This is a genomic window from Acidimicrobiales bacterium (genome assembly GCA_036273495.1).
Taxonomy (GTDB): domain Bacteria; phylum Actinomycetota; class Acidimicrobiia; order Acidimicrobiales; family JAJPHE01; genus DASSEU01.
On the sequence record DASUHN010000366.1, the window covers coordinates 1 to 12,025 of the forward strand.

Genomic DNA, 12,025 nt, shown 5'->3' on the forward strand with positions numbered 1-12,025 from the left:
CGGCGGGGGCGGGGGCGGCCTGCACGCCAAGATGCAGCGCATGCTCGACCAGGTCGTGGCCTACTGCCGGACCACGACCCGGGACGGCGTCCTGCTGATCAGGGACCCGATCATCCGCTCGCAGCTCGCCGAGCTGGCCCTGATGGTCGAGACCGAACGGCTCCTGTCCTACGAGTCGCTGGGCAACCACGAGAACCGGAGGCCGCCGGTGTTCGCCGGCGCTCTCGGGGTGGTGGTGATGAAGGAGGGACAGAGCCGCTTTGCCCAGCTGTGCAACCAGATCATCGGGCCGCTGGGGCAGGTCAGGGAGGGGAGCCGCTGGGCGCCGATGGGCGGGGACCCGGAGGCGTGGTACCGCCAGTCCTATGCCAACCACGCAGGCGGGGCGCCGCAGGTCAAGCGGATGGTGCTGGCCACGCGCGGCCTCGGCCTGCCCCGCTGAGGCCGGGAGGCAGCCCGTGGACCTGGCCTTCGACGACCGCCAGAGCGAGCTGGGAGGCATAGCCCGCCAGCTGTTCGCCTCCCGCTGCCCCCCCGCCACCGTGCGCGCCCTCGAGGAGGACCCGGTCGGGTTCTCCCGCGACCTCTGGGACGAGATGGGCCGTCTGGACTGGATCGGGCTGGGCCAGCCGGAGGCCGCGGGTGGATCGGGCGGGACGGTCTCGGACCTGGCGGCGGTGTACACCGAGATGGGCCGGGCCCTGGTGCCGAGCCCCCACCTGGCCTCGGCCGTGATCTGCGGCGGGGCCCTGGTGGGCGCCGGGAGCGGCAACCCCGACGGCGTCCACGGAGATCTGACCCGGTCCGTCCTGCAGGGCCGCCGGATAGTGGTGCCCGCGGTCAGCGAGCCCGGCACCACCTACGGCCCGGAAGCGGTGCGGATGGCAGCCGAGAGGCAGGGGGCCGGCTTCCGGCTGGACGGGGTGAAGCTGCTGGTGCCGTTCGCCAACTCGGCCGACCGGCTCCTGGTCGTGGCCCGCACCGGACCGCAGGCCGAGGACCTCGTCCTGGTGCTGGTCGACCCGGGCGACGGCGGCGTCGACCTCGAGCCGATGCCGAACGTGGCCGGGTACCCGCTGTTCGCCGCCACCTTCCGGTCGGCCGACGTGCCGGCGGAGGCGGTGGTCGGTCCGGTCGGCGGGGGCTGGGCCCTGCTGCGCCCGGCGCTGGAGCGCGCCACCGTGCTGCGTTGCGCCGAGATCGTGGGGGCGGGCGAGCGGGTGCTGGAGATGGCGGTCGGCTACGCCCTGCAACGGGAGCAGTTCGGCCAGCCCATCGGGCGCTTCCAGGCCGTGCAGTACCTGTGCACCGACATCGCCATCGCCACCCACCTCACCGCCCTGCTGACCCGCCAGGCGGCGTGGCGGCTGGACGAGGGGGGGCCGGGCGGCCGGGAGGTGTCGATGGCCAAGGCCTACGGCAGCCGGGCGGCCCAGCAGATCGTCCACCGCGGCCACGAGGTGCACGCCGGGGTGGCGTTCATGATGGAGGCCGACATGCAGCTGTACACGCGGCGGGCCCGGCACTGGGAGCTGGACCTGGGGGACGCCCGGTACCACGACGAGCTGATCGCCCGGTCCCTGGAGGCCTGACCGGGCTACGGTCGGGACCGGGGCCGGGCGGGCCCCTCCGGTGCGGGGAGGCAGCGATGAGAACCCAGGTCTGCGACAAGCTCGGGATCGAGTACCCGATCCTCGCCTTCAGCCACTGCCGCGACGTGGTGGCGGCGGTGACCAACGCCGGGGGCTTCGGGGTCCTCGGTGCCGTGGCCCACACGCCCGAGCAGCTCGACGTCGACCTCAACTGGATCGAGGAGCAGACCCACGGCCGCCCCTACGGCGTGGACCTCCTCCTGCCCCAGAAGTACGCCGGGGCCGAGGAGGGCGGGCTGGACCGTGACGGCCTCATGGCCCTCCTGCCCGCCGAGCAGCAGCAGTTCGTCGACGAGATCCTGGCCCGCTACCAGGTGCCCGCCCTCCCGGACAGCGAGGGCTTCCTCTCGGGGCGGCGGACGATGAGCGTGTCCCCCAAGGGCTACGAGCCCCTCCTCGACGTGGCCTTCGCCCACCGCATCGGCCTGATCGCCAGCGCTCTCGGACCACCCCCGCCGGCGCTGATCGACCGGGCCCGGGAGCACGGGGTGGCGGTGGCGGCCCTGGCCGGGACCAGGGCCCATGCCGAGCGCCACGCCGCGGCCGGGGTCGACATCATCGTGGCCCAGGGCACCGAGGCCGGGGGCCACACCGGGGAGATCTCGACCATGGTGCTGGTGCCCGAGGTGGTCGACGCCGTGGCGCCGATCCCGGTGCTGGCGGCGGGGGGGATCGGATCGGGCCGCCAGATCGCCGCGGCCATGGCGCTGGGCGCGGCGGGCGTGTGGTGCGGGTCGGTGTGGCTCACCACGGCCGAGGCCGAGACCCAGCCCACGGTCAAGGACAAGTTCCTGCGGGCCTCGTCGGCCGACACGGTGCGGTCCCGGTCACTCACGGGCAAGCCGGCGCGCATGCTGCGCACGGCCTGGACCGACGCCTGGTCCGAGCCGGAGGCGCCCGCCCCCCTGGCCATGCCGCTCCAGACGATCCTCGTGGCCGAGGCCCAGGCGCGCATCGCCCGCAGCGCCCCCCAGGAGGGCTCGGGGGCGGCCGATCTGGCCACCTACTTCGTGGGCCAGGTGGTGGGGGGGATGAACCAGGTGAAGCCGGCCCGCCAGGTGGTGCTGGAGATGGTGACCGAGTACGCCGAGGTGGCGGCCCGCTTCGCCGAGCAGGCCGCCGCCGTCGGCTGAGCCGGGCCGCGGCCGTGGCTGACGCGCCGGACACCGAGCAGCGGCTCCGGGCCCTGGAGGAGCGCGTCGCCCTCCTGGAGGACCAGCTGGCCCTGTACCGGCTGGTCAGCACCTACGGCCCGGCCGTGGACACCGGCAGCGGGAACGAGGCCGCGGAGCTGTGGGCCGAGGACGGCGCCTACGAGTTCGACACCTCGCGCCTCGACGGGCCCGAGGGGATCTCCGCCATGGTCGCGGGCGAGACCCACCAGGGCCTGATCCACCAGGGCTGCGCCCACGTCCTGGCCCTGCCGGTCCTGACCGTCGACGGGGACGAGGCCCAAGCCACCGGGTACTCCCGCGTGTACCGCCACGTCGGCGACGGCTACGAGGTGTGGCGGGTGTCGGCCAACCACTGGCGGTTCCGGCGCACGCCGGATGGATGGCGGGTGACCCACCGGGTGAACCGGACCCTCGACGGCAGCCCCGAGGCGCGCGCCATCCTGCGTCGCGCCTTCGGCGAGAGCACACGGGAGACGTGATGATCGATCTGGGACTGGGCGGCAAGGGCGCCGTGGTGTCGGGCGCCGGGTACATCCCCGAGCGGGCCGGCCACGGGCGGATCTGCTCGCTGAAGCTGGCCGAGGCCGGCGCCACCGTGGCCTGCATCGACATCGACGAGGGCCGGGCCAAGGGGACCGTGGCCGAGGTCGAGGCCGCGGGCGGGAAGGCCTTCGCGGTCACCGCCGACATGACCGATCCGGCCCAGGTGGACCGGGCCCTCGACGAGGCGCGGGCCGGGCTGGGGTCGCTCGACGTCTGCGTCGACATCATCGGCGGGGCCCGGTGGGACCGGGCCCAGGACTTCTCCGACGACGACTGGGCCTGGACCGTCCAGAACAACCTGAGCCAGGTCTTCTACCTGTTCCGGGCGGCGGGGCGCCGGATGATCAGCCAGGGCACCGGCGGGTCGCTCGTGGCGCTGGCGTCGGTGGACGGCATCTCCGCCGCCGCCCTGCACGCCCCCTACGGCGCCGCCAAGGCCGGCGTGATCTCGCTGGCCAAGACCTTCGCCCACGAGCTCGGCCGCCACGGCATCCGGGTCAACGCGGTGGCGCCGGGCAACGTGGGCGCCGGCAACGAGGACTGGCCCGAGGGTCAGTACGCCGTGAACCAGGTCAACCCGCTCGCTCCGCCCCGGGCCCGTGACATCGGCAACGCCGTGTTGTTCCTGTCGTCGTCGCTCGCCGAGCGGATCACCGGCCAGACCCTCGTGGTCGACGGCGGGGCCACCATCCGCGACCTTTGGGGGCTCACCGAGGAGGTCCTGCCCCAGTTCCGCACCGGCCAGTACGACGACCGCACCTACAGAGGGCGTTAGCCCCCGGGCCCACGATCAGCGGTTGGCAGCCGACGCTCCGCCGTCGACGTAGATGACCTGGCCCGAGATGTACGAGGCCTGCTCGGACACGAGGAAGCCGACGGCGTTGGCGATGTCGTCGGGGGTCCCGATGCGCCGGAGCGGCACGAGGGCGGCGCGCTGCGCCATGCGCTCCCCCTCGTAGGCGGGCGCCGTGCCCTCGGTGAGCATCGATCCGGGCCCGATGGCGTTGACCCGGATCCCGCTCGGGCCCAGCTCGAGGGCCAGCTGCCGGGTCAGGGCCTCGACGGCCGACTTGGTCACCGGATACACCTCGACGGCGGTGGCGGCCATGGCCGCCGCCAGCGACGACAGGTTGACGATCACCCCCCGGCCCGCGGCGACCATGCCGGGGGCAAAGGCCCGGCAGCAGTTGAGCGTCCCGCCCAGGTTCACCGCCATCACCCGGTCGATGGCGGAGTCGGCGGCCTCGACCACGCTCCCGTAGGTCCAGATGCCGGCGTTGTTCACGAGCACGTCGACGGTGCCGACCTGCTCGGCCAGGGCGTTCACCGCCGCCCGGTCGGAGACGTCGCAGCCGTGGCCCCGGCCCCCGAGGGCTTCCGCGGCGGCGGCTGCCGCGGCGGGGTCGATGTCCACGGCCACCACCTCGTAGCCGTCAGCGGCCAGCCGCCCGACGATGGCCCGCCCCAGACCCCGCCCCGCCCCGGTCACCAGTGCCGTGGCCATCAGACGGGACTCGCCTCCTCGCGTGCCCGCTCCACCAGCCGCCGGCGCTGCACCTGACCGGTCGGGCCGGTGCGGGGGATGGCGTCGACCAGGAGCAGGCGCCGGGGGTGCTTGAAGGAGGCGAGGCTCGGGGCGCAGTGGCCGCGCAGCTCGTCGAGATCGACGCTATGCCCGGGCCGCAGCACGACGAATGCGGTCACGATCTCTCCCCAGTCGTCGTCGGGAACGCCGGCCACGGCGGCGTCGGCCACGGCGGCGTGGCGCTGGAGGACGACGTCGACCTCGGCCGGGGCCACGGTCTCGCCTCCCGTGCGGATCATGTCCTTGATCCGCCCCACCACCCACAGGTAGCCCTCGTCGTCGCGCTCGACCAGGTCCCCGGTGCGGTACCAGCCGTCGACGACGGCGGCGGCGGTGGCTTCGGGGTTGCGGAAGTACCCGCTGAACATCTGGGGGCTGCGGACCCACAGCTCCCCCTCGACGATGCGGAAGTGCACGCCGACCGAGGGGAGCCCGACCGAGCCGGGCTTGCGGAGCACGTCGTCGGGCCCGAGGATGGCCAGACCTCCCGCCTCCGTGGCCCCGTAGCCGATCGAGGTGGTCGTGCCCGGGAAATGCTCGGCCATCCGGGTCAGGAGGTCGATGGGCGTGGCCGAGGTGCCGGTGTTGGCCTGGCGCAGGCTGGTGAGGTCGTACGCCGACCGGTCGGCCTCCATGATGCGCCGCCACACGGCGGGGATGGCGTAGAAGCGGGTCACCCGCCTGCGGTGGATGGCCTCCAGTATCGACTCGGTGTCGCCTCCGTCGACGAGGGCGCTCTCGTCCCCTCCGTACCAGGCGTTGTGCACGAAGGCCCAGCCCCCCCAGTGGAACTGGGGGAAGATGCTGCCCGCCGGCCCGGCGCCGACCAGGCCCCCGCCGATGGTGGCCCCGCCGGTGCGCATGCGGTTGCTGCGGTGCGACAGCACCGCCCCCTTCGGGGCTCCGGTCGTGCCGCTGGTGAAGAAGATGACGTCGGCGTCCATCTCGTCGACCTCGGGCAGGTCGACCGCCGACGGGCGCCGCTGCGCCAGCAGGGCATCGAGGGTGACATCCCCGGTGTGGGAGTCATCGTGCACGACCAGGGCCGGCTCGGCCAGGTCGAGGATGGCGCCGGCCTCGTCGGAGTTGAAGCGGGGGTTGAGCGGCACGAACACGGCGCCGGCCTGGGCCGCCCCGTAGTACAGGGCGCCGGTGTCGATGGCGGTCTCCCCCCACCACGCCACCCGGTCACCGCGGCGAACCCCGCGGGCGGCCAGGACCAGGGCCACGTGCTCGGCCCGGTCGGCCAGCTGGCCGAACGTGCGCTCCTGGCCCCGGTAGCTCACCGCCACCCGGTGGGGCAGGCGCGCCGCCGTGGTCCGGACGATGTCGTGCAGCAGGAGGGGATCCATCAGCGTGAAGGAGGCGCCGCGCCCCTAGCGCGGCGCGAGCGTCTTCAGCTGGCCCACGGGGAAGGTCTCCTCGAAGACGCTGGCGACGTAGCCGGGGCCCTCGGCCGTAGGGATGAACCAGCCCGTCGGGCACATGGTGAGGATCTCGACGAAGGTGAAGCCCGCCCCTTCCATCTGGAGCTCGAACGCCCGCCGCAGGAACTTCTTGGTCTGGGCCACCGCGCCGGCGTTGTTCACCGCGCCGCGCGCCACATAGGCGGTGCCGGGCAGCGTCCGCACCAGGTCGGCGACCGGGATCGGGAAGCCGTGGGTGCCGGGGTCCCGCCCCTCCAGGCTGGTCTTGGTGCGCTGGCCCACGACCGTCGTCGCCGTCATCTGCCCGCCCGTGTCACCGAAGACCCCGTTGTTCAGCATGATGCACGTGATCGGCTCGGCCCGGCCGGCGGCGTGCAGCAGCTCGTGGAGGCCCTCGCTGGCCATGTCCCCGTCCCCCTGCAGTGTGAACACCGCCACGCCGGGGTGGACCCGCTTCACGCCAGTGGCCACGGCCGGCGCCCGGCCGTGCAGGCACTGGAGCCACTCCAGGTCGGTGAGCACCGCCGCCTGGGTGTAGCAGCCGTGGCCGATGACCCCCACGGCCCGGTCGGCCAGCGCCAGCTCGGTCATCACCTCGCACAGGAGGCGCCACGCCACCGGGTGCCCGCAGCCGGGGCAGAGGTGGTGCTCCTCGGACAGCAGGAGCGGGGAGCCGAACTCGGCCACCTTGGTGGCCGGCACGCCGGGCGGGGCGCCGGTCGGTACGTGGGTCATCTCAGTCTCCTTCGTCGATCACCCGGCGGACGGCGGCGCGGATGGCGGACGCCTGGAGCAGCTCTCCCTGGCGCATCCCGCTGTAGTCGATGCTGACCCCGCCGATGAAACGGATCTTGGACCGGTCGGGGATGCTGAGGCGGACGTCGTCGAGCATCTGGCCGGCGTTGAGCTCGTAGACCAGCACCCGGCGGGCCCCGGCGGCCGCCTCGGCCAGGGCGGCTTCGGGGAAGGGCCACAGGCTGATCGGCCGGAACGAGCCGATCCGCACGCCCTCGGCGCGCAGCTCCTCGACGACGTAGTCGACGAACGGCCCCGACGTGCCCCACGACACCACGAGGTACTCGGCGTCGTCGGCCATGAAGGACTCGTGGCGCTGCTCGGCCTCGGCCACGGCCGCGAACTTGTCGGCGATGTGCTTCCACTGCCCGTCCGGGCCCCGGCCGGGACGGTTGGCCTTGCCGATGTCCCATGACCAGATCTGGCGCGAGCTGCCGGTGCCGCCGGTCGACCCGTCCAGGGCCCAGTCCTTGGCGGGCAGCGGCCCGTAGTCGCGGGGCGAGACGTCCACGCTCATGTTCGTGTCGGCGATCAGGTAGTCCCCGAGCAGGATCACCGGGGCGCGGTAGGTGTCGGCCAGGTGGAACAGCAGCTGGGTGTGCTCCACCGCCTCCACCACGTCCCTGGGCGCCAGGGTGATCGTGCGGTAGTCACCCCAGCCGCCGCCCCGCGTGCACTGGAAGTAGTCCTGCTGGCCGCGCGCCATGTTGAACAGGACGAAGGGCACCTCGTTGAGCGCCGCCTCGGCCACCGCCTCCTGCATGAGGGCGATGCCCTGCCCGCACGATCCCGTCCCCGCCCGGGCGCCGGCGGCGGCGGCGCCGATGGTCATGTTCACCGCCTCGATCTCGCTGGCGGCGTTCATGCACACCCCGCCCGCGTCGGGCATCCGCCGGGCCATGCTCTCGAGCAGCCCGGTGAAAGGCAGCATGGGGTACCCGGTGAAGAACCGGCACCCGGCGGTCACCGCCGCCTCGGCCAGGGCGTCGCTGCCCTGGAGCAGCCGGACCGCCATCAGCCGCCACCCGGTTCCGTCTCGAGCAGCTGGGGCTCCTCGAAGCGGTACACCTCGAACACGAAGTCGGGGCAGACCTCCCGGCACGCCCGGCAGGCGGTGCAGCCCGGGCTCAGGAGCGGGAAGCGGAAGCCGTGGGCGTTGGCCTCCTCCGACATCGAGAGCACGCCGGGGCGGCAGGCGGGGATGCACAGCTCGCAGCCCTTGCAGCGCTCGACCTCGATCACCACGGTCCCACGGGTGAGCACGGCGCTCATCGGGCGCCGCCTCCCGAAGCTGCCGCCGACGCCGCCGCCACCCACGCCGGCGCCGCTCCCTCCGGACCCGCTTCGGCCCCGGCCCGGAGGGCGGCCTCGTTGGCGGCGATGTGCTGGGTCCGGTAGGGCGGGACCATCTGCTTCATGGCCTCGACCAGGGCGCCGACGCCGACCAGGCCGGTGACGGCGGCGTAGGCGCCGAGCAGCACGTACGACGCGCTCATCGGGGCCGACAGCTCGGTGGCGATCCTCCCGGCCGGGACCAGGAACAGCTCGATCCCGTCGTGAGGAAGCTCCGGGCCCATCATGGACCCGTTGGCTACGGCCATCCCCCCGGGCCGGATGCGCGCCCGGGTGGGCTCCCAGTACTCGGCGGACATCACGAACGCCGACCACGCCGACGGCAGGATCGGGAGAGCCCGCACCGGGCCGTCGGCCACGACCACGGTGGCGTCGGTCTGGCCCCCGCGCATGGCCCCGGCGTACTGGCCGCACATCATGGCCTGGCGGCCCTCCGCCACGGCGGCGAGGGCCAGCGTCTTGGCCGACAGCTGGATGCCCTGCCCGCCGATGCCGGTGAGCAGCACCTCGACCTGCATTCGTCACCCCCGGACGGCGCCCTGCGAGGATCACCATACCGCCGGGTGGCGCCTGTTCACGGGTCGTCACCCGTGTTGGGGGCCGACCGTCGACCGAGATAAATGTCGCGGACCACGGCGGCGTCGTCGAACTCGGAAACAGGACCCGAGGCCGCCACCCGGCCCCCCTCGATCACGACCACGCGGTCGGCCACCGCCAGGGCCTGCTCCACCACCTGCTCGACCAGGAGGATGGCCAGGCCCTCGGCCCGGAGGCGCCCCACCAGGGAGAAGACCTCGCGCGCCACGCCCGGCGCCAGCCCGGCAGAGGGCTCGTCGAGCAGGAGCACCCGGGGTTCGGGCATCAGAGCCTGGGCGATGGCGAGCATCTGCTGCTGGCCTCCGGACAGGCTTCCCGCCGGCGTCCGGCGCCGTTCGGCCAGGACGGGGAAGCGGGTGTAGGCCTGCTCGAGGGCGGCGCGCACCGCCGGGCCGGTGCCGAGCAGCGGGCGGCGGAGCGGGTAGGCGCCGATCAGCAGGTTCTCCTGGACGCTGCGGCGGCGGAAGATGCGCTTGCCCTCCTGCACGAAGCCGAGCCCGGCCCGGGTCCGCCCGTACGGAGGCATTGGAGACAGGTCGGAGCCGTCGAGGGTGACCCGCCCCGACTCCACCACCGGCAGGAAGCCGGCTATGGCGTTGAGCAGCGAGGTCTTGCCGGCGCCGTTGCGACCGAGCACCACGGTCACCGCCCCGGCCTCGGCCGCCACGGACACTCCCCAGAGGACCCGGAGGTCCCCGTAGCCGCCGACCAGCTCGACCGCCTCGAGGGTCATCGGTCCCCGCCCTCGGGCCCGGCGGCGGCGCGCTCCAGGTCAGCGATCGTCTCGGTGGCCGACGACGCTCCTGTGTACTCCTCGAGCACCCGCGGGTCGGACTGGATCTCGCCCGGCGTGCCGGAAGCCAGAAGGGAGCCGTTGGCGAGCACGTGGATCCGGTCGGCCAGCTTCAGCACGAGGGGGAAGTTGTGCTCGACCAGCACAACGGTGCCCCCCGCCCGCCGGATGAGGTCGATGGCCCCTTCCAGGCGGTCCAGGTCCGCCTCGTCGAGGCCGGAGCCGACCTCGTCGAACAAGAAGAGCCCGGGCCGGGCGGCCAGGCACCGGGCCAGCTCGGCCAGCCGGCGGGTGCCCAGCGGCAGCGACACGACGTCGGCCTCCGCCTGGGGCCCGATGCCCAGGAGGTCGAGCAGGTCGGCGGCGTCGGCGTTGTCCCGGGCCACTCTCCGGCGGTAGCCGGGCGTGCGCAGGATGGCTGACGGGATGGCGGGCCGGCCCGCGGCGTAGCGCCCGGTGGTCACGAACGTGCGCGTGCTCATGCCCGCCGGGATGAGCGGCGTCTGGAAGGTGCGGGCCACACCGGCCCGGGCCGTCCGGTAGGGGCTGAGGCCGTCCAGCCTCGTGTCCCCCAGGTGCACCTGGCCCCCGCTCGGCCGGTAGAAGCCCGAGATCAGGTTGAGGAGCGTCGTCTTGCCCGAACCGTTGGGACCGATCAGGGCGGTGACCTGACCGGGAGCCGCCTCGAGGGAGACGTCGTCCAGAGCCGTGAGTCCCCCGAAGACCTTGGTGGCGCCGATCACCCGCAGGAGCCGACCGTCCAGCGGCGGGAGGCTGCTGACGCCCGGCTCTCCGGTCGGGGACGGGTCGGGGGCGGGACGGCGGGACCCGCCCCAACCGGCCCCGCGCGAGCCCAGGCGGGGACGGACCCGCCGGGAGAGCATCCGGACGAGTCCGGCCGAGCCCTCCGAGAACACCAGGCCCGCCACCACCAGGAAGGCACCGAAGATGATCAACGAGTAGCTCTGGAACGAGGCGATGCGCTCCGGACCGAGCTGGAGCACGGCGGCGCCGAAGACGGCGCCGTAGACCGATTGCGATCCCCCGACGATCGATGCCGTGAGCACGGTGAAGGCGAAACCGAGCGAGAACGACGACGGGGAGATGTAACCGGACAGAAAGGCGAACAGGACCCCCGCCACCCCCGCCGGGATGGCACCGACGACGTAGGCGAACAGCTTCAGGCGGTAGACGGCTATGCCGAGGGACGCCGCCAGGATGGGACTCTGCTTGAGGACCAGGAACGCGTTCCCGTGGGGGGAGCGGATGATGTTGCGCAGGACCAGGAACCACAGGGCCGCGACCAGGACCACGAAGACGTAGAAGTCCCGGCCGTCCAGCTCCAGCCCGGCCAGCGTCGGGACGGGGATGCCGGGCAGACCCTCGGCCCCGCCCGTCTCGGCGCGCAGGAGGTCCAGCACCGAGGGGATCAGCAGCACCAGGAAGAACGACACCATTGCCAGCGACCAGCCCCCCAGGCGGAGCCCCGGGATCCCGGAGGCGAGACCGACGATGACCACCCCGGCGATGGCGGCCAGCAGGCAGAGGGCTATGTCGTCGACGTTGTGGGCCACCGACAGGTAGCCGGCCACGTAGGCGCCGACCGCGTACAGCGCCACCTGGCTCACGGCCAGCTCGCCTGCGTATCCGAGGGAGGTGTTGAGCCCGGAGACGATCAGGCTCAGGATCACGATGAGGATCACCTGGCGGTCCCAGTAGTCGTTGAGGCCGAGCCAGGGCAGGAAGACGAGGACCACTACCAGGCCCACCAGGGCCAGCGGGCGACCGAAGCGGGCCGGGCTCACACCTGGCGCTCCACTGCGCCGCCGAACAGCCCGCGCGGGCGGGTCAGCAGGACCAGCAGGAAGATGGCGAAGACGATCACCTGGGGCCAGTCGGTGTTGGTGTACCGCTCCGCCACCGCATACGCCAGCCCGGTGACGAACCCGCCGATGAGCCCACCGAGCTGGCTGCCCGACCCGCCGATGGCTATGGCCACGAAGCCGAACAGAGCCAGGCTGTCGGCCAGGGTGGGCGTGGCGTAGGTGCGGGCCCCCACGACCACGTCGAACAGCCCGGCGATGGCCCCCGACACGGCAAAAGCT

General features: G+C 73.3%; 14 protein-coding genes. 5 read left to right on the top strand and 9 right to left on the bottom strand.

Annotated elements, in window-relative coordinates; all coding sequences use genetic code 11:
- The 5 genes from VFW24_15550 to VFW24_15570 all read left to right on the top strand — a co-directional run.
- Nucleotides 1–442: acyl-CoA dehydrogenase family protein (locus VFW24_15550; GenBank protein HEX5268181.1), on the top strand; the 442-nt coding region annotated here is incomplete at its 5' end.
- A 16-nt stretch (nt 443–458) separates the two neighbouring features.
- On the top strand, nt 459–1,592 hold the full coding sequence (locus VFW24_15555; GenBank protein HEX5268182.1) for an acyl-CoA dehydrogenase family protein: 1,134 nt from the start codon (nt 459–461) through the stop codon (nt 1,590–1,592).
- A gap of 56 nt (nt 1,593–1,648) precedes the next feature.
- Nucleotides 1,649–2,785, top strand: coding sequence for a nitronate monooxygenase family protein (locus VFW24_15560; protein ID HEX5268183.1), 1,137 nt, complete (start codon nt 1,649–1,651; stop codon nt 2,783–2,785).
- Nucleotides 2,786–2,799: 14 nt separating this feature from the next.
- Nucleotides 2,800–3,306 carry a nuclear transport factor 2 family protein gene (locus tag VFW24_15565; protein HEX5268184.1) on the top strand — a complete coding sequence of 169 codons (507 nt, stop codon included), beginning with the start codon at nt 2,800–2,802 and terminating at the stop codon, nt 3,304–3,306.
- The gene (locus VFW24_15570; GenBank protein ID HEX5268185.1) at nt 3,306–4,145 is read left to right on the top strand and encodes an SDR family oxidoreductase; all 840 of its coding nucleotides are present in this window, start codon (nt 3,306–3,308) and stop codon (nt 4,143–4,145) included. The genes VFW24_15565 and VFW24_15570 overlap by 1 nt, the downstream gene beginning before the upstream one ends.
- 15 nt (nt 4,146–4,160) lie before the next feature.
- Here the strand turns inward: VFW24_15570 and VFW24_15575 are convergent, their stop codons facing one another.
- The 9 genes from VFW24_15575 to VFW24_15615 form a co-directional block, all read right to left on the bottom strand.
- Complete coding sequence (locus VFW24_15575; protein ID HEX5268186.1) at nt 4,161–4,874, bottom strand: SDR family oxidoreductase; 714 nt, start codon at nt 4,872–4,874, stop codon at nt 4,161–4,163.
- Nucleotides 4,874–6,307, bottom strand: a complete 1,434-nt coding sequence (locus tag VFW24_15580) for an AMP-binding protein (GenBank protein HEX5268187.1) — start codon at nt 6,305–6,307, stop codon at nt 4,874–4,876. Before VFW24_15580 ends, VFW24_15575 begins: the two co-directional genes overlap by 1 nt.
- 24 nt (nt 6,308–6,331) lie before the next feature.
- A complete protein-coding gene (locus tag VFW24_15585) occupies nt 6,332–7,117 on the bottom strand; it encodes a thiamine pyrophosphate-dependent enzyme (protein HEX5268188.1) in 786 nt (261 codons plus the stop codon).
- A 1-nt stretch (nt 7,118) separates the two neighbouring features.
- A complete protein-coding gene (locus VFW24_15590; protein HEX5268189.1) occupies nt 7,119–8,192 on the bottom strand; it encodes a hypothetical protein in 1,074 nt (357 codons plus the stop codon).
- Entirely contained in the window at nt 8,192–8,449 is a 258-nt protein-coding gene (locus VFW24_15595) for a 4Fe-4S dicluster domain-containing protein (GenBank protein HEX5268190.1), read from the bottom strand. Before VFW24_15595 ends, VFW24_15590 begins: the two co-directional genes overlap by 1 nt.
- Nucleotides 8,446–9,048, bottom strand: a complete 603-nt coding sequence (locus tag VFW24_15600; protein ID HEX5268191.1) for a 2-oxoacid:acceptor oxidoreductase family protein — start codon at nt 9,046–9,048, stop codon at nt 8,446–8,448. Before VFW24_15600 ends, VFW24_15595 begins: the two co-directional genes overlap by 4 nt.
- Nucleotides 9,049–9,104: 56 nt before the next feature.
- Nucleotides 9,105–9,860 (bottom strand): ABC transporter ATP-binding protein, encoded by a 756-nt coding sequence (locus VFW24_15605; protein HEX5268192.1) that lies wholly within the window; start codon nt 9,858–9,860, stop codon nt 9,105–9,107.
- A complete protein-coding gene (locus VFW24_15610) occupies nt 9,857–11,725 on the bottom strand; it encodes an ATP-binding cassette domain-containing protein (protein ID HEX5268193.1) in 1,869 nt (622 codons plus the stop codon). The genes VFW24_15605 and VFW24_15610 overlap by 4 nt, the downstream gene beginning before the upstream one ends.
- The coding region (locus VFW24_15615; protein ID HEX5268194.1) for a hypothetical protein at nt 11,722–12,025 on the bottom strand (304 nt) is incomplete at its 5' end. The genes VFW24_15615 and VFW24_15610, both read right to left, overlap by 4 nt.